Origin of the sequence: Micromonospora lupini str. Lupac 08 (assembly GCF_000297395.2) — a bacterium.
GTDB classification, from domain to species: domain Bacteria; phylum Actinomycetota; class Actinomycetes; order Mycobacteriales; family Micromonosporaceae; genus Micromonospora; species Micromonospora lupini.
Window position 1 is genome coordinate 5,088,608 of record NZ_HF570108.1, and the last position, 15,905, is coordinate 5,104,512.

At 72.2% G+C, this 15,905-nt stretch carries 16 protein-coding genes and 2 pseudogenes; 5 read left to right on the forward strand and 13 right to left on the reverse strand.

The window, feature by feature from the left end:
• Nucleotides 1–30: 30 nt before the first annotated feature.
• The 5 genes and pseudogenes from MILUP08_RS37200 to MILUP08_RS36410 form a co-directional block, all read right to left on the reverse strand.
• On the reverse strand, nucleotides 31–720 hold the full coding sequence (locus MILUP08_RS37200) for a cellulose binding domain-containing protein (protein WP_272944014.1): 690 nt from the start codon (nucleotides 718–720) through the stop codon (nucleotides 31–33).
• 83 nt (nucleotides 721–803) lie between these two features.
• Nucleotides 804–1,469 carry a hypothetical protein gene (locus MILUP08_RS24190; RefSeq protein WP_007462607.1) on the reverse strand — a complete coding sequence of 222 codons (666 nt, stop codon included), beginning with the start codon at nucleotides 1,467–1,469 and terminating at the stop codon, nucleotides 804–806.
• A gap of 135 nt (nucleotides 1,470–1,604) precedes the next feature.
• Nucleotides 1,605–1,994, reverse strand: a complete 390-nt coding sequence (locus tag MILUP08_RS24195; protein ID WP_007462608.1) for a hypothetical protein — start codon at nucleotides 1,992–1,994, stop codon at nucleotides 1,605–1,607.
• Nucleotides 1,995–2,030: 36 nt separating this feature from the next.
• Nucleotides 2,031–2,219 (reverse strand): annotated as a pseudogene (locus tag MILUP08_RS36405) (hypothetical protein); the annotation flags it as partial.
• Nucleotides 2,220–2,531: 312 nt separating this feature from the next.
• Nucleotides 2,532–2,999: pseudogene (locus MILUP08_RS36410) on the reverse strand (hypothetical protein); the annotation flags it as partial.
• A gap of 19 nt (nucleotides 3,000–3,018) precedes the next feature.
• Here MILUP08_RS36410 and MILUP08_RS24205 point away from each other — a divergent pair.
• Nucleotides 3,019–3,207 (forward strand): hypothetical protein, encoded by a 189-nt coding sequence (locus MILUP08_RS24205; protein WP_039906551.1) that lies wholly within the window; start codon nucleotides 3,019–3,021, stop codon nucleotides 3,205–3,207.
• Between the two features lie 622 nt (nucleotides 3,208–3,829).
• Nucleotides 3,830–4,492 (forward strand): C39 family peptidase, encoded by a 663-nt coding sequence (locus tag MILUP08_RS24210; protein ID WP_007461545.1) that lies wholly within the window; start codon nucleotides 3,830–3,832, stop codon nucleotides 4,490–4,492.
• 66 nt (nucleotides 4,493–4,558) lie between these two features.
• On the opposite strand, the gene MILUP08_RS24215 is transcribed toward MILUP08_RS24210, so the two are convergent.
• Nucleotides 4,559–5,413 (reverse strand): DedA family protein, encoded by an 855-nt coding sequence (locus MILUP08_RS24215; protein ID WP_007462614.1) that lies wholly within the window; start codon nucleotides 5,411–5,413, stop codon nucleotides 4,559–4,561.
• Between the two features lie 318 nt (nucleotides 5,414–5,731).
• Between MILUP08_RS24215 and MILUP08_RS24220 the strand changes: the two genes are divergently transcribed.
• On the forward strand, nucleotides 5,732–8,584 hold the full coding sequence (locus MILUP08_RS24220; protein ID WP_039906552.1) for an aconitate hydratase: 2,853 nt from the start codon (nucleotides 5,732–5,734) through the stop codon (nucleotides 8,582–8,584).
• A 248-nt stretch (nucleotides 8,585–8,832) separates the two neighbouring features.
• Here the strand turns inward: MILUP08_RS24220 and MILUP08_RS24225 are convergent, their stop codons facing one another.
• On the reverse strand, nucleotides 8,833–9,201 hold the full coding sequence (locus MILUP08_RS24225) for a hypothetical protein (protein ID WP_237747182.1): 369 nt from the start codon (nucleotides 9,199–9,201) through the stop codon (nucleotides 8,833–8,835).
• A 299-nt stretch (nucleotides 9,202–9,500) separates the two neighbouring features.
• On the opposite strand from MILUP08_RS24225, the gene MILUP08_RS37470 reads away from it, so the two are divergent.
• Entirely contained in the window at nucleotides 9,501–9,725 is a 225-nt protein-coding gene (locus MILUP08_RS37470; RefSeq protein WP_007462621.1) for a winged helix-turn-helix domain-containing protein, read from the forward strand.
• A 126-nt stretch (nucleotides 9,726–9,851) separates the two neighbouring features.
• Nucleotides 9,852–10,040 carry a DUF397 domain-containing protein gene (locus MILUP08_RS24235; protein ID WP_007462623.1) on the forward strand — a complete coding sequence of 63 codons (189 nt, stop codon included), beginning with the start codon at nucleotides 9,852–9,854 and terminating at the stop codon, nucleotides 10,038–10,040.
• A gap of 27 nt (nucleotides 10,041–10,067) precedes the next feature.
• Here the strand turns inward: MILUP08_RS24235 and MILUP08_RS24240 are convergent, their stop codons facing one another.
• From MILUP08_RS24240 to MILUP08_RS24265, 6 genes are all read right to left on the reverse strand, one after another.
• Nucleotides 10,068–11,321, reverse strand: a complete 1,254-nt coding sequence (locus tag MILUP08_RS24240) for an RNA polymerase sigma factor (RefSeq protein ID WP_007462625.1) — start codon at nucleotides 11,319–11,321, stop codon at nucleotides 10,068–10,070.
• A gap of 4 nt (nucleotides 11,322–11,325) precedes the next feature.
• Nucleotides 11,326–11,661 (reverse strand): YciI family protein, encoded by a 336-nt coding sequence (locus tag MILUP08_RS24245; RefSeq protein ID WP_007462626.1) that lies wholly within the window; start codon nucleotides 11,659–11,661, stop codon nucleotides 11,326–11,328.
• A gap of 84 nt (nucleotides 11,662–11,745) precedes the next feature.
• Complete coding sequence (locus MILUP08_RS24250; RefSeq protein ID WP_007462628.1) at nucleotides 11,746–12,357, reverse strand: GTP-binding protein; 612 nt, start codon at nucleotides 12,355–12,357, stop codon at nucleotides 11,746–11,748.
• Entirely contained in the window at nucleotides 12,338–12,724 is a 387-nt protein-coding gene (locus tag MILUP08_RS24255) for a DUF742 domain-containing protein (RefSeq protein ID WP_007462630.1), read from the reverse strand. The genes MILUP08_RS24250 and MILUP08_RS24255 overlap by 20 nt, the downstream gene beginning before the upstream one ends.
• Before the next feature lie 5 nt (nucleotides 12,725–12,729).
• Complete coding sequence (locus MILUP08_RS24260) at nucleotides 12,730–13,152, reverse strand: roadblock/LC7 domain-containing protein (protein ID WP_007462632.1); 423 nt, start codon at nucleotides 13,150–13,152, stop codon at nucleotides 12,730–12,732.
• 91 nt (nucleotides 13,153–13,243) lie between these two features.
• Nucleotides 13,244–15,829 (reverse strand): nitrate- and nitrite sensing domain-containing protein, encoded by a 2,586-nt coding sequence (locus MILUP08_RS24265; RefSeq protein WP_007462634.1) that lies wholly within the window; start codon nucleotides 15,827–15,829, stop codon nucleotides 13,244–13,246.
• Between the last annotated feature and the right edge of the window lie 76 nt (nucleotides 15,830–15,905).

Consider the following 15,905-nt stretch of genomic DNA (forward strand, 5'->3'; position numbering starts at 1 on the left):
AACAGAGCAAGGTCCTTGCGGAAGGGCAGCTCAGAACCCGCCGCAGCGCACTCCGTCGACTGTGCAGCCCCGCGGCGTGGTCGACGCCCGCTCCAGGTGGAACCGCAACGGCACCGACCCGCCCGCCGGCACGTCCACCCCACTGACGTACGTGAAGCTCCCGTCGGACTGTCGCAACGTCCCCTGTGGCACCCCCTCCACCCAGGCGGTCACCAGCCGCCCACCGGTGAAGTCGAACCGCACCGTCCAGCCATGGTCCGCACCCGACGCGTTGACGATCAGCACCTCGCCGATGAAACCCCCGTCGAAGCTCTGCACGACCCGGTACCGGCCGCTCACCGCGGGCGGCCGCTGCGGCGCCCGGGTCGACGGCCGCGCCGAGGTCGGCGCCACCGTCGGGCCGACCGCCGGTGGCCGCGACATGGCCGGCGTACTCGGCGGCAGCCCGCTCGCCCGCGGCGACAGCCCCGGCAGCACCGGCGACCGCTCCGGCAGCGGCGTCGCCGACGTGTCGGACGGCACGACAGGCACCTGCGGCAACGGCAACCCCGCCGGCGGCGGCCCGTCGTCGGAAGCCGGACTACGCCCCCGGTACGCGCCCAGAGCCACGAAGAGCAGAACCAGCATCACGACGAGGCCGGCGCACGCCACGATCCACGGCGACGACGCGATGGCGGCCGGACCACGCGACGGTCGCGACGCGCGACGCATGCCGGACATGTACCTCCCTCAGCGGGCCGTCCGGGCAGCGTAGCGACCGACGGCGCGGCCCGGAAGCGCCGACGGCCGCCACCGGCGCCCGTTCAGCCGAAGCGGCAGTCGACCCCGTTGACAGTGCACCGCACCGGCCGCTGCCCCGACCCGTCCCAGGCCAGCCGCAACCGCACCGTCTGCGTGTCACCCGGATCCAGCGCCGCGCCGCCGCTCAGCACGAACTCACCGTCGCCCTGCGCCGACACCGAGATCCCCGCCTCACCGCTGACCCGCAGGCCCCGCATGTCGTCCTCGAACGCCAACTCCACCCGCCAGTCCGTCGACCGGGCCGACTCGTTCGTCAACGACAGCACCGCCTCGGTCGCGTTCCAGCCGTCCGTACCGACCTGGTACCGGGCGGTCACCGCCCCGTTCGCCGCCGCGACCGCCGGGGCGCTCGTCCGGGCCGGCGACGGCGAACCCGTGGTGGCGCGCGGCGACGGCGTCCGGCTGCTACGCGACGGCCGTGGCGATGCCGTGCGCCGCTCCAGCCCACCCGTCGTCGGCGCCGACGACGCCGTGGCCGGCACGGTCGGCAGGAACACCGGCGGCGCGGCCTGCGGCGCGCTCTCCCGCTCCCGGGTACGGAACGACAACAGCGCGACCACCAACAGCACCACAAGCGCGCCGATGCCGAGCAGCACCACGATCCACGGCACCGACACCAGCACCCGCGCCGTCCGCGGACCGCCCGCGCCCTCCGGCCCCACCGCCATCAGGTCTCCCCTCGTCCCACCGACGCGACAGCGTAGCCAGCGGCGGCCAGACCGAAAACCTGGCGGGTACGGATCGGACCGACCGGCCCACGTGATGCGGAAAACGGCTCGCCCGCGTGGACGGTCCGCCGGCGGTCAGGCCGTCCGGATGACGGTGCAGATGAGCGGACCCTCACCCGACGTACGCAGCAGGTAGCGGTACCGCTCCCCGGGCACCGAATGCCCCCGGCTGTCCAGGAACTCCCACTCCACCGACACCATGGTCAGCAACGCCGACACCGGTTGCACGTCCTCGATCCGAGCGTGCGCGGCGATCAACTCCCGGTCCTGGTAGTCGGGTGCCGCGCCCACGAAGGACAGCGCGACCGCCGCCAGCGAGGTGAACGAGAAGCTGTACGTGTCGGCCACCACCAACCCCGGCAGGGCGTAACAACCAGCGAGGGACGGCAGGTCGCCGCAGGTCATCGCGGCGCCGTACCGGTCGAAGAAGCCGGTAAGCGTGTCGAGATCCGTGGAGGCGTTCACGCGACAGCAATTGCCGCTCACCGGGCGGGCCAAACCTCAACGGGGCGGAACCCGCACCTCGATCTCCGCACCCAACCGGGCGCCACCGGTCAACCCCAGATCGTCACCACTCCAGAACCGCCCCGGGTCGTACCAGTTTGGACGCTTACCGGCCGGCAGCAGGCCCATCGCCTCGTAGGTCACCGCCACCACCTCGGCGCAGTACGCCGTCTCCAACGCCCTCTCCCGCGCAGCCGCGCTTACCGGAGCGGCCGGAGCTCCGGGACCGGCCGGGTTGCCCGAGGCCGCCGAGTTGACCCGACCCGTCCGGGACCCAGGCCCGGTCGGGCCTGCCCCGGTGGTCGGGGCTCCCGACGAGGCCGAGCCTGCCCCGGTGGTCGGGGCTCCCGACGAGGCCGGGCCTGCCCCGGTGGTCGGGCTTCCCGAGGCGACCGGCGCGGACGGGTCGGCCCCGGTGGTCGGGGCTCCCGACGCGGTCGGGTCGGCACCGGTCGTCGGGTCTCCCGACGCGGCAGGGTTGGCCCAGGCTGCCTGGGCGGCCCGCGACACGGCTCGGAGTGCGGCCCGGCCGGGGCCGGGCAGCGACGGCACCCGACCGCGCACCCACCGCCACGCCAACTGCGCGGTCGACGGGAACGGTGTGCCGTCCAACCGCGCGACGGTCCGCAGCACCGCACGCTCCATCTCCCCGGCGGCCGGCGGGTCGAGCTGCCGCAGCCAGGCCCGCTGCCCGTACCGGTTGGCCCACACGCAGACCGCGTCCCGCAGGTCGTGCAACTGCACACCGCGCTGGTGCGTGCCCGACCACAGGTCCGGCAGCGACCTGCCCAGCTCCGCGTGCCACATCAGCGGCGGCATGTCGTCAAGCACCACTGCCATCCCGACATGGTTGACCGGGCTGTTCGTGGTGAACTGGATCGCCCGGTCCGGCACGCTGCGACCCCGGAACACCCACACGTCACCGGTGCGGGTCAACTCGACGGCCTCATCCAGGCTGATGCTCATGAGGGACTAGCCTAGGCCGATGCGGCAAGGAATGCGGTGGTGGAAGGTCCTCGGGCTCGCCGGCCTCGCCGGGGTCGCGGCGTCCGGCGTGGTCATAGCGCGAGCCGAGCGGCGCCGACGCGCGTACACGCCGGAGGAGATCCGGCAACGGCTGCTGGAACGACACGCCCAGGCCAGCGAGGCCCCGAAACCCGCCGACCCGGCCTGACCATTCCGGCCGGTCCCGCCTCCCCTGTGGCCAGTCGTCAGACAGCCACCACAGGCGGGACGATCGTCATGATCGACTCGGGTTCCCTGAAGTCGCGGTATCCGACGCGCCCGGACACCCCGACTTCAAGGAACCCGAGTCGATCATCCCCGGCCGGCGGCGGATGCCCGTTCCCGGCTGGGTGGTTTGGGTGGTTTCGGGGGTCGCCGTCCCGTGGCCGGCGGCACTCGGGTGGCGGAATCGTCGGTCCGGCGGGGTCGTTATACCTGGCATGCCGCCGCGACCCCCGGGCCACGGCGCACGGCAGCCGCCGGGAACACCCGACCGGCCGCCACGGTTACATCCCCCGCACGACCGGGCACCACGAGCGGCCCGCCTGTGCGGCGGTCGCCGGGAACACCCGACCGGCCGGCACGGTTACATCCCCCGCACGGCCGAGCACCACCGGCCGGCGTCCGGAAGCCCTCGGCGGAATGACTCGCCACCCGGACCGGTTACACCCCCGGACACCCGAGCAGGCCCCCCGAGCCGCCGGGCAGATCCCCCGAAGACTTCCCGCCCGGCACACACCCCCCGTTTCGTGTGCCGACGCGTATCCCCCCATGCAGAGGAGCACGCCACCATGCGTACCGATCTGATCCGTAAGACCGCTCTGACCGCTGCGGGCCTGGCCTTCACCGGCGGCGCCATCGCCGGCCCCGTGACGACCGCGTTCGCCGCGCCGAGCACCGACAAGCCCGCCGCCGCGAGCCAGGGTGACCGTAAGCCCTCGGGTGAGCGTCAGCTCGGGGTGCGCTACGAGGCGCAGCCGAACTTCTACTACTGCGGTCCTGCCGCCGCCCGCAACGCCCTGTCCGTGCAGGGCAAGGACATCAGCGTGGACGCCATGGCCAAGGAGATGGGCACCACCGAGGCCGGCACCAACAGCATCAACGACATCACCCCGGTGCTGAACAAGGAGACCGGTAAGGCCGACGCCTACCACTCCGTGGAGATCAGCAAGCCCGACGCCGACGCCAAGCAGACCGACCAGCTGCGCGCCGATGTCGTGAAGACCGTGGACAACGGTCGGGCCGTGGTCGCCAACATCGCCGGCACCACCACCGACACCGACGGCGGTATCCACTCGTTCGAGGGTGGGCACTACATCAGCGTTGTCGGCTACCGCGACAACGGTGCGGTCGTGCGGATCGCCGACTCGGCCGACCCGAACACGGCCTCCTACGAGGTCACCGTCGAGCACCTCGCCGACTGGATCGCCACCCGCGGCTACGCCACCAGCTGACCCGCGAGAGCAACAACCGGAAGGGCCGGACCCCACCAGGGGCCCGGCCCTTTCGGCATGACCGGGTCAGCGATTCCTGCCGGTACGGGCCGGTGCGGCGCCCGGCACCGGGGCCGGCTCCACGTCCAGCGCCGGCCCCACGCTCAGCGGCGGGTCTCCGTCCGGCGCCGGCGTCGGCGTGGCGGACTCCGCCGGCTCGGCGGACTGCACAGGCTCTGCGGACTTTGCCCGCTCGGCGGACTCCGCCGGTTCCGTGGACTGCGCCGGCTCCGGCTCGGCGGACCCCGCCGGCTCCGTAGACTGCGCCGGCTCGGCCGCCTCCAGGCGGTGGGCACGTCGGCGTAGCCACCACGTGCTGGCCAGCCCGGCGAGCACCGCCAGGACCAGGCCGGCCCAGGAGATGTCCTTGAGCCAGTGCTCGGCGGCGCGGCCGACGGTGAACAGCAGGTACGTGGTGCCGAAGGCCCACACCAGCCCACCGGCGGCGTTCGCTACCAGGAACCGCCGGTACGGCACGTGCAGTGCCCCGGCGAGCGGGCCGGCCAGGATCCGCAGCAGCGCCACGAACCGGCCGAAGAACACCGCCCAGACGCCGTGCCGGGCGAAGCTCTGCTCGGCGCGGGCGAGCTGGGCGGGGCCGAGATGGCGGGGGAAGCGTCGGCCCAACCGGGCCAGCAGCGGGCGGCCACCTCGGCGACCCACCGCGTACCCGATGGAGTCACCCACGATCGCTCCGGCCGCGGCGGCCGTGGCCACCCACTCCGGCTCCACCACTCCGGTGGCCGCGAGCAGGGCGGAGCTGACCAGGACGATCTCACCGGGCAGGGGGACGCCCATGCTCTCCACGCCGATCACCCCGGCGACGAGCAGGTAGACCGCGATCGGCGGCAGCGACACGAGCCAGTGCTGGACGTCGAACACGGTTGACCCTCCTCCGACCGGGCCTCGAACCCTACCCGCGCCGGTGCGCTCGACCGGCCCTCCCACCGAGAGCCGGGCCCGCCAGTGAGAGCAGGGCGCCCGCCGATGGGAGCCAGGCCCAGCGGCTCCGCGCACACCCCCTGCCCGTCCTAGGAGGCTAGGGGTGAGGCGGTCGGCGGGACGCGCGGTCGGGTTGCGTAACTAGCAAGACGGACGTACGGTTTTGTTTGAGAGCGGATTCGGCGGTAAGTGTCACCTAACCTCGGCGGCACCCCGGCCGGTGCGACACACTGCTCAGGACTACTCACGGTCGCTGGTGTGAAGGAGTACGACGTGGCGAGCCTCGACACCTTCGGTGCGAAGACCCAGCTACGCGTCGGAGACGCGAGCTACGAGATTTTCAAGATCGACAAGGTGGACGGCCACGAGCGGCTGCCGTACAGCCTGAAGATCCTCCTGGAGAACCTGCTGCGGACCGAGGACGGCGCGAACATCACCGCCGACCACATCGAGCAGCTCGGCGGGTGGGACCCCACCGCCGACCCGAGCGTGGAGATCCAGTTCACCCCGGCGCGGGTGCTCATGCAGGACTTCACTGGCGTGCCCTGCGTGGTCGACCTGGCCACCATGCGCGAGGCCGTACGCGAGCTGGGCGGCGACGCCACCAAGGTCAACCCCCTCGCCCCCGCCGAGCTGGTCATCGACCACTCGGTGATCGCCGACCTGTTCGGCCGCGAGGACGCGTTCGCCCGCAACGTCGAGCTGGAGTACGAGCGCAACAAGGAGCGCTACCAGTTCCTGCGCTGGGGCCAGACCGCGTTCAACGAGTTCAAGGTCGTCCCCCCGGGCACCGGCATCGTGCACCAGGTCAACATCGAGTACCTGGCCCGCACCATCATGGAGCGTGGCGGCCAGGCGTACCCGGACACGGTTGTCGGCACCGACTCGCACACCACGATGGTCAACGGCCTGGGCGTGCTGGGCTGGGGCGTCGGCGGCATCGAGGCCGAGGCCGCCATGCTCGGCCAGCCGGTCAGCATGCTGATCCCGCGCGTGGTCGGCTTCAAGCTGTCCGGCGAGATGCCTGCCGGCACCACCGCCACCGACCTGGTGCTGACCATCACCGAGATGCTGCGCAAGCACGGTGTGGTCGGCAAGTTCGTCGAGTTCTACGGCCCCGGCGTGAGCGCCGTGCCGCTTGCCAACCGGGCCACCATCGGCAACATGTCCCCGGAGTACGGCTCCACCGTCGCGATCTTCCCGATCGACGCCGAGACGATCCGCTACCTGGAGCTGACCGGCCGCGACGCCGCGCAGGTCGCGCTCGTCGAGGCGTACGCCAAGGAGCAGGGCCTCTGGCACGACCCGGAGGCGGAGCCGGCCTACTCGGAGCGCCTGGAGCTGGATCTGGGCACCATCGAGCCGTCGCTCGCCGGCCCGAAGCGCCCGCAGGACCGGGTGCCGCTGGGCGCCGCGAAGACGCTGTTCCGCTCGGCGCTCACCGACTACGTCGCCGACGACTCCGTCGGTGAGCGTGACCTGAAGCCGGGTGTGGCGCGCGAGCAGTTGCCGGTGGGCGCGAACGGGCCGGCCGACGAGGCCAGCGCCGAGTCCTTCCCGGCCAGCGACCCGCCCGCCAACCAGTTCAGCGACCCGGCCGACGAGCCGCGCGACCTGGAGACCGCTGCGGTCGGCGCGGGCGGCCGGGCCAGCAACCCGGTCCGGGTCACCGGCGCCGACGGCGTCGAGTACGAGCTGGACCACGGCGCGGTCGTGATCGCGGCGATCACCTCCTGCACCAACACGTCCAACCCGCAGGTGATGATCGGTGCCGCCCTGCTGGCCCGCAACGCCGTGGAGAAGGGCCTGACCCGCAAGCCGTGGGTGAAGACCACCCTGGCGCCGGGTTCCAAGGTCGTCATGGACTACTACGAGCGGGCCGGCCTCACGCCCTACCTCGACAAGCTGGGCTTCAACCTCGTCGGGTACGGCTGCACCACCTGCATCGGCAACTCGGGCCCGCTGCCCGAGGAGGTGTCGGCGGCGGTCAACGAGCACGACCTGTCGGTCGTCTCGGTGCTCTCCGGCAACCGGAACTTCGAGGGCCGGATCAACCCGGACGTCAAGATGAACTACCTGGCGTCCCCGCCGCTGGTGGTCGCGTACGCCCTCGCCGGCACGATGGACATCGACCTGGCCAACGAGCCGATCGGTGAGGACAGCGAGGGTAACCCGGTCTTCCTGCGCGAGATCTGGCCGAACAGCGCCGAGATCCAGGACGTCATCGCCCAGGCGATCGGCGCGACCGGGTTCAGCGCCGCGTACGCCGACGTCTTCGCCGGCGACGAGCGGTGGCAGTCGCTGCCCACCCCGACCGGCGACACGTTCGCCTGGGCCGACGACTCGACCTACGTGCGCAAGCCCCCGTACTTCGAGGGCATGCAGCCGGAGCCGAGCCCGGTCGTCGACATCTCCGGCGCTCGGGTGCTGGCCAAGCTGGGTGACTCGGTGACCACCGACCACATCTCACCGGCCGGCTCGATCAAGGCCGACTCGCCGGCCGGCGCGTACCTCGCCGAGCATGGCGTGCCGCGCCACGAGTTCAACTCGTACGGCTCCCGCCGGGGCAACCACGAGGTGATGATCCGGGGCACCTTCGCCAACATCCGGCTGCGCAACCAGCTGGTGCCCGGGGTGGAGGGCGGTTTCACCGTCAACCACCTCACCGGCGAGCAGACCTCGATCTACGACGCCTCGATGGCCTACCAGGAGGCCGGCATCCCGCTGGTCATCCTGGCCGGCAAGGAGTACGGGTCGGGCTCGTCGCGGGACTGGGCGGCCAAGGGCACCATGCTGCTGGGCGTCCGGGCGGTCATCGCCGAGTCGTACGAGCGGATCCACCGCTCGAACCTGATCGGCATGGGCGTGCTGCCGCTGCAGTTCCCGGTGGACGTCACCGCCGAGTCGCTCGGCCTGACCGGCACGGAGATGTTCACCATCACCGGGGTGACCGCGCTCAACGACGGCGACACCCCGCGCACGGTGACGGTCACCACCGACACCGGCGTGGAGTTCGAGGCCGTCGTGCGGATCGACACCCCGGGCGAGGCGGACTACTACCGGCACGGCGGCATCCTGCAGTACGTGCTGCGCCGCATGATCGCCAACTGACACCGTACACCTGAGAAGGGCCGCTTCCCGCGCTGGCGGGAGCGGCCCTTCTCCGTCTCTGCCGACGGACGCTCGCGGTCAGGCCGGCAGACCGGGCGGGTCGTTCCGGTACCCCAGGTTGCTGTTCGGGCCCTTTGCTCTGCTTCAACCGGCGCACCGAAAAAGGGCTGCCAGTGGTGCGTCGAGTGAAGCAGAGCAAAGGGCCCACAGGTGGTGCTGCCAGCTCAGGAGCCCGACGGGGCTCTTGGTCAGCGCAGCCGCAGCGCGACCGCGCGGGCCTCCTCGTCGGTGAGAGGCAGGAACCAGAGGAAACGGCGGACGATGGCCACCGGATCGGGTCCGCCCGGCCGGCCGCGCAGGTCGCGGATCGCCCGGCGGGTGATCCGCGAGAACTCGGGGATCAGGGTCGCGCGGCGGGCGGCGTCGGTCGGGGTCGCCCGCATCGTCGGGCAGGGCCAGTCCCGCCCGCAGGCGTCGCACGTCCACAGGGGGCCGTCGGCGGTGTGCGCGACCGGCGGGCCACCCCGGGAGCGCCAGCGTGCTTCGGGTACGACGTTCGGCGCGCGACCCGGGCCACGGTACGGGGGATGCGGTGGTCCGGTCGGGTCGGCTGTCATCGAACGGGGGCGAGAGCGGCCAGCCGGCCGCTTGCCTGACTGGTGGGGGCGCCATGCATCGACGTTGACGGGCACCTGCATCGGCTTCTCCTCGGACAGCATCGGCACCACCTCCACATGACGGGCGAGACGCCCGCCTCCTGTCACGAGGCGGGACGCCCTTCCTATTCGGCTGCGACCCGTGCCGACTCGATGTCCACCAGGGGCCGCGCCTCACTCCGCTCAAATTAGTGCCAGCAGTGCCAGAAGGTCAAGTAGTGCCATAGGTGCAAGCAGGGTCCAACTGGGTAGGAAGGACCATGACGTCCGTGCCCATCCCGTACACGGCCCGAGAGATCGAGGACGACCTAACTCGACGCATCGCCGCCGGGGAGTTCCGGCCGGGCTCGCGCCTACCTACGTATGACGCGCTGGCAGAGGAGTACGGGTCAGCCCGACGGACCGTCGCCCGTGCCGTGGAGGCTCTCAAGTCGCGCGGACTGGTGGTTGGCGTACCGGGCTCAGGAACCTTCGTCGCGGAGTAGCGCGCAAGCGCAGCTCATCGGACAAGGCGGCCGACGTTGCTACGCTCGACGACGGTGGGAACGTATTCGCGACGGAGCCCTGTCGCGTGCCCAGTCCCTCCATCCCATCAGAGAAGCGGCCGCATCATGGACCTGACCGGCGCTCGGTGGCGCAAGAGCAGCAAGAGTGGCAACAATGGCGGCGACTGCGTCGAGGTGGTCGACAACCTCGCGGGCGTCGTCGGCGTACGCGACTCCAAGGACCCGGCCGGTCCGACGCTCGCCTTCGACCCGGCGGCCTGGACCCGATTCCTGGCGATGGCCAAGCGCGGCTGACGCCCACCCCGATCGGGCGAGTCCGGCCTACCGGGCGAGGTCGGCAGCGCGGTCGAGCAGGGCGCGGCGCTCGGCGGCCGAATCCACCGCAGCCGCCGCCGCCCGGAACAGCGCGGCGGCACGCGGCCGGTCACCCTGCCGGGCCACCAGATCGGCCTGAACCGCCACGGCCACCGGGTGACCGTCCAGCCCTCCCCCGGCGCGCGCGGCGTCGAGCAGGACCAGTCCGGCTTCCGGCCCGTACGCGTAGCCGTGCGCGACCGCGCGGTTGAGCGCCACCACCGGCGACGACCGGAGGCCGAGCAGGGCGTCGTAGGCGCGGGCGATCGCCGGCCAGTCGGTGGCCTCGACGGACTCCGCGGTGGCGTGGCAGGCGGCGATGCGGGCCTGCCACGCGTACGGGCCGTGGTGCCGGACCCGGGCCAGCGCGGAGAGCCCGTCGGCGACGGCGGCCCGGTCCCAGCGGCGGCGGTCCTGCCGTTCCAGGGAGAGCAGGTTGCCGTCGGCGTCGCGGCGGGCGTCGCGCCGGGAGTGCTGGAACAGGACGAGCGCCAGCAGCGCGGCGACCTCGGACTGCTCGGGCATCAGCCGGTCGAGCAGGCGGGCCAGCCGGACCGCCTCGTCGGCGAAGGCCGGCTCGCCGTCGACGGAGTATCCCCGGGTGAAGAGCAGGTACAGCACGGCGAGCACACCGGGCAGCCGTTCGGCAAGCGCCGGCCCGCTCGGCACCCGGTACGGGATGCCCGCCTGCGTGATGCGGGTCCGGGCGCGGGTCAGCCGGCGGGTCATCGTCGACTCGCTGACCAGCAGGAGCCGGGCGATGTCGGCGGTCGGCACCCCGCAGACGGTACGCAGCGTCAACGCCACCCGGGCCTCGATCGCGAGCGCCGGATGGCAGCAGGTGAAGATGAGCCGCAGCCGGTCGTCCACCACGTCCTCCCCCGCCGGGGTCTCGGGCCACGCGTCGTCCGGCGCGAGCACCGCCAGTTCGTGCAGCTTGCGGCGCTCGACGGCGGCCCGCCGCAGCACGTCGATCGCGCGGTTACGGGCGACGGTCAGCAGCCAGCCGCCCGGGTTCGCCGGCACGCCGTCGTCGGGCCAGCGTTCCAGCGCGACGGCGAGGGCCTCCTGCGCGCAGTCCTCGGCCAACGCCCAGTCCCCGGTCAGCCGGATCAGGGTCGCGACGATCCGGGGGTACGCGTCCACGCCGGCGGCCGCGACGGCCTGAGCCGCCGCGGCCGCGCCGACGGGCGCACCGGTCGTCGTGTCGGTGCGGGTCATCCGATCAGGCGGACAGGTCCGCGAACGGGCGCAGTTCCAGTCGCCCCTCCCGCGCCATCGGGTGGGTGCGCGCCACCTCGATCGCCTCGTCGAGGTCGGCGCAGTCGATCAGGTCGAAGCCCACGATGACCTCCGTGGTCTCGGCGAACGGCCCCTCGGAGACGAGCAGTTCCCCGTCGCGGACCCGGACCATGGTGGCCGCGCTTGTCGGCGCCAGCACGTTGCCGGTGAGGCGGCGGCCACGGGAGTCGTTCTCCGCCACCCACTTGTGGATGTCGGGCAGCTCGGTCGGGTCGGTGTCCGGTGCGGTGTCGGTGCAGACGAACATCATGAACTTCATCTGGCGCTCCCTCGGGTGTCCGGGTGTTTGCCAGCATGACGAACGGCCGGGGCCGTTCCGGACAGCCTCCCCGAAAAAACTTTGTCAGTCCGTGCCGGCCGCCCGGCGACGCGCCTCGCGGGTCTTCATGGCGTGCTCCATGAGGGTCACGAGCACCTCCTTGCTGGACTCGCGCTGACGGGCGTCGCAGAGCAGCACCGGCACGCCCGGGTCCAGGTTCAGCGCGGTCTGCACCTCGTCGAGCCGGTACTGGCGGGCGCCCTCGAAGCAGTTCACCGCCACCACGAACGGGGTGCCCCGGCCCTCGAAGTAGTCGATCGACGGGAAGCAGTCGGCCAGCCGGCGCGTGTCGGCGAGCACCACCGCGCCGATCGCGCCCAGCGCCAGCTCGTCCCAGACGAACCAGAACCGGTCCTGCCCGGGTGTGCCGAACAGGTAGAGCACCAGGTCGTCGCTGATGGTGATCCGGCCGAAGTCCATCGCCACGGTGGTGGTGGTCTTACCCTCCACCCCGGACAGGTCGTCGATGCCGACGCCGGTCTCGGTCAGCACCTCCTCGGTGCGCAACGGCCGGGTCTCGCTCACCGCGCCGACCATGGTGGTCTTGCCCACGCCGAAGCCGCCGGCGACCAGGATCTTGATCGCGGTGGGCAGCGGCGTCGCTCCCGCCGGCCGCTCAGAGTGCCCGTAGTCCATTGATTACCGCCTCGAAGATGCTGTTGTCGGGAAGACCGGCCGTGGTCTGCGGTTCGCGTACCTGCACGAGGTTGCGGGCCGCCAGGTCGCCGAGGAGCACCCGGATGGTCCCCACCGGCAGGTCGAGGTGGGCGGCGATCTCGGCGACGGACTGTATTCGCTGGCACAGGCCGACGATCGCCAGGTGCTCGGGACCGAGACCCACCTCCGGCGTCACGTCGGCTCGGGTCGCGGTGACCAGGGAGATCAGGTCGAACGTGCCGGTGACCGGACGGGCACGCCCCCGTGTCACCGCGTACGGGCGCACCACCGGGCCCGCATGGTCATCCACCCACTGGTGTTCTGCGGACTCCCCCTGCACCGTCATGGCCGTTACCTCTCGCCAGCCGACTGTTCGGTGCCCCGCGACGGGGAGGCCACGTACTTGCCGACCCGGGTGACGAGCATCGCCATCTCGTACGCGATGAGGCCGACGTCGGCGTCCTCGCTGGCGAGGACCGCCAGGCAGGCGTTGCGGCCGGCGGCCGTGACGAACAGGAACGACGACTGCATCTCGATGATGGTCTGCTGCACCTGGCCGCCGCCGAAGCGCTTGCCGGCGCCCCGCGCCAGGCTCTGGATGCCGGCCGCCATCGCCGCGAGGTGCTCGCCGTCGTCGCGGCTCAACCCCTGCGAGGAAGCCATCAACAGCCCGTCGGTGGAGAGCGCGACCGCATGCTCGGCCTGCTTCACCCGGCCCACCAGATCATCCAGCAACCACGTCAGGTCGGCACTCGAAGCCGTCTTCTGGGCCACTTCGTCGTCCTCTTCTCGCCCGGCAGTTGCGCCGTATTCGTCTTGGGCTTGACCGTCACACCGCGCGGGAACCCGCAGCACCGGCGCTCGGTCAGGTGGCTTGCGGTTCCTCGTCGGTCGGCTCGGGCGTCGGGCTCGACGAGGCGTCGGACGCGCCACCGAGCAGTCGCGCCGCGTCGGTCCGACCGCGCCGGGTGCCGGTCTGATACGAGCTCATCATCCGGCGTACCTGCTCCGGCGGCCGCACCACGTCCTCCTCGTCGGACTCCGTTGCCGCCGGGTCGTCGCGCAGCTCGGGAACGATGTTCGCCTGGCGAACGCGGACCGGCAGGCCGGAGCCGGTCCGGTCCGTCTCGGCCCGCGCCGGAACCGGCCCGCCGTCGGCGCCCGGCTCGCTGCCGCCGCCGCTCGGCGCGGCCCGGTCCACCGCGGGCAGGCCGGTGGGCACCGTCGGACCCTCCAGGGCCGGCTGGCCCGGGCTCCGCCGGGCCCGGGTGGGCAGCTCCGCCGCCGTGGCACTCACTGTCGTCCGCTGTCGGGTGGGGAGTACGACGTCGGTGTCGGTTCCGTCCACCTGCTGCTCGGTCGGGGTGCTGCTCTCGGCCGGCACCGGGGCGAGGGGGGTCACCGGCTGCGCCGCGGCCGGTCGGTTCGTGTCCGTCGCCGCGGCGGCCACCGCGACCGACGACAGGCTTGCGGATCGGCCACCGCCGGTGGGGCCGGTGGTCGTCGGGCCCGAGGGCAGCGCGATGGCCGTCGGCCCGGCCGGCAACGCGCCGGAGTCCTCCGGGTCGGTCCCGTTGGCGCTGACCAGGGCCTGCGGGATGAGCACGACGGCGGTGGTGCCGCCGTACGCCGACTCCTTCAGCCGGACCCGCACGCCGTGCCGCTCGGTCAGCCGGCTCACCACGTACAGGCCGAGCCGGGCGGCGTTGGCGAGGTTCAGCTCGGACTGGTCGACGATGCGGTGGTTCGCCGCGGCCAGGTCCTCCTCGCTCATGCCGAGGCCACGGTCCTCGATCTCGATCGCGAACCCGTTGGCGACGAGCTGGCCCCGGACCTCCACCGTGGTGTGCGGCGGTGAGAACGACAGGCCGTTCTCGATCAGCTCGGCGAGCAGGTGGATGATGTCGCCGACCGCCCGACCGGCGAGCGAGACGGGCCCGAGCGGCAGCACGTTGACCCGGGTGTAGTCCTCCACCTCGGCGACCGCGCCGCGCACCACGTCCACCATCGGGACGTTGCGCCGCCAGGCCCGGCCGGGGGTGGAGCCGGAGAGCACGATCAGGTTCTCCGCGTTACGTCGCATCCGGGTGGCCAGGTGGTCGACCCGGAACAGGTCCTCCAGCTCCTCCGCGTCGTGTTCCCGCCGCTCCATCGCGTCGAGCAGGGTGAGCTGGCGGTGCACAAGCGCCTGCGTACGCCGGGCCAGGCTGAGGAAGACCTCGCGGACGTTGCGGCGCAGCTCGGCCTGCTCGACGGCGGTGCGCAGGGCGGTCTCCTGGACGGCGTTGAACGCCTTGCCGACCTGGCCGATCTCGTCGACGCCGAACTCCAGCGGGGGCGCCTCGGTGGCGACGTCGACCTCCTCGCCGCGGCCCAGCCTCTCGACCACCCGGGGCAGCCGCTCGTCGGCGAGCTGCCAGGCGGCCTGCCGCAACCGTTCCAGCTGGCGCAGGAGGGTCCGGGCCGTGGTGATCGAGACGACGACCGAGGCGATGACGGCGAGCAGACCCAGGCCGGTGGCGAGCACCAGCCGGACGACGACCATCACGGCCACGCCGGTGGCCCGGCCGACGATGCCCTCGCCGCCGTCGGCGACGGCGTCGTTCACCTCGGCCAGCGCCGGCTCGACGGTGCCGCGCCACTGCTCGGCGCTCACCGGCAGCTGGGTGGTCGGCCGACCGTCGTGGATGATGCCGTCCTGCACGGCGCGCAGCCGGGTGAACGCCTCGCCCTCGACGAGCTGCTGGTAGCGGCGCTGGTCGGCGTCGGCGAGCCGGGCCCGGGCCTCCTCGCCGAGGAACCGCTCGGCGGAGACCAGGCTGACATAGCGGGCGTACTCCGGCCCACTCATCCGGCCGTTGCCGAAGAGGCCGCTGAGCAGCGCGTCCTCCTGCGAGATCAGCTCCTTCATCCGGTTGAGCTGGATCAGGGCCGCCGCGTCGGCGGCGATCTCCTTGTCGTCCAGGCTGCCGGTGACGTCGTAGACCCGGAAGATCGATTCGATCGCGTCCGTGTAGGCGTCGGCGGCGGAGATCCGGTCGACCTTGCGGGCGAGCACGTCGGCGCGCGTCTGCTTCAGCCCGTCGACCTGTGCGATCGTGCGGTCCAACTGGGCGTCGAGCGCCGCGCTGCCGGCCACGTCGACCTGCCAGTTGCGCACCGAGTTGGCAAAGTCCCCGGCCAACTGCGCGGCCTTGCGCTGTTCGGTCTCCAGCGCCGCGCGCTGCGCGGCGTCGGGATTGCTCAGATACGCCTGGGTCAGCCGTCGTTCCAGCTGGAGCTCCTGGAGCAGCGGGTCGGTGGGCGTGTAGACCTTGCTGTTGATCGCCTGGACGCCGAGCAGGTTGAAGCCGTCGCGCAGGGTCACCCACGCCGCGAACATCCAGAGAGCGACCAGGGAGAGCAGCAGGGCGACAACCTTGGTGCGGATACTCGTACCGCGAGAACGCATTGAACCGTCCCAGGCCGGGCGTTGACTCAGCTCATCAACGGGTGATCATGGAAGACGACGTCCCGCCACAGCGGGC

Excerpts from the sequence above, each read along its gene's own strand:
- MILUP08_RS37200 (WP_272944014.1), bottom strand. The coding sequence starts at position 720 with ATGTCCGGCATGCGTCGCGCGTCGCGACCGTCGCGTGGTCCGGCCGCC.
- MILUP08_RS24190 (WP_007462607.1), bottom strand. The coding sequence starts at position 1,469 with ATGGCGGTGGGGCCGGAGGGCGCGGGCGGTCCGCGGACGGCGCGGGTG.
- MILUP08_RS24205 (WP_039906551.1), top strand. The coding sequence starts at position 3,019 with ATGCGGCAAGGAATGCGGTGGTGGAAGGTCCTCGGGCTCGCCGGCCTC.
- MILUP08_RS24210 (WP_007461545.1), top strand. The coding sequence starts at position 3,830 with ATGCGTACCGATCTGATCCGTAAGACCGCTCTGACCGCTGCGGGCCTG.
- MILUP08_RS24225 (WP_237747182.1), bottom strand. The coding sequence starts at position 9,201 with ATGACAGCCGACCCGACCGGACCACCGCATCCCCCGTACCGTGGCCCG.
- MILUP08_RS37470 (WP_007462621.1), top strand. The coding sequence starts at position 9,501 with ATGACGTCCGTGCCCATCCCGTACACGGCCCGAGAGATCGAGGACGAC.
- MILUP08_RS24235 (WP_007462623.1), top strand. The coding sequence starts at position 9,852 with ATGGACCTGACCGGCGCTCGGTGGCGCAAGAGCAGCAAGAGTGGCAAC.
- MILUP08_RS24240 (WP_007462625.1), bottom strand. The coding sequence starts at position 11,321 with ATGACCCGCACCGACACGACGACCGGTGCGCCCGTCGGCGCGGCCGCG.
- MILUP08_RS24245 (WP_007462626.1), bottom strand. The coding sequence starts at position 11,661 with ATGAAGTTCATGATGTTCGTCTGCACCGACACCGCACCGGACACCGAC.
- MILUP08_RS24250 (WP_007462628.1), bottom strand. The coding sequence starts at position 12,357 with ATGGACTACGGGCACTCTGAGCGGCCGGCGGGAGCGACGCCGCTGCCC.
- MILUP08_RS24255 (WP_007462630.1), bottom strand. The coding sequence starts at position 12,724 with ATGACGGTGCAGGGGGAGTCCGCAGAACACCAGTGGGTGGATGACCAT.
- MILUP08_RS24265 (WP_007462634.1), bottom strand. The coding sequence starts at position 15,829 with ATGCGTTCTCGCGGTACGAGTATCCGCACCAAGGTTGTCGCCCTGCTG.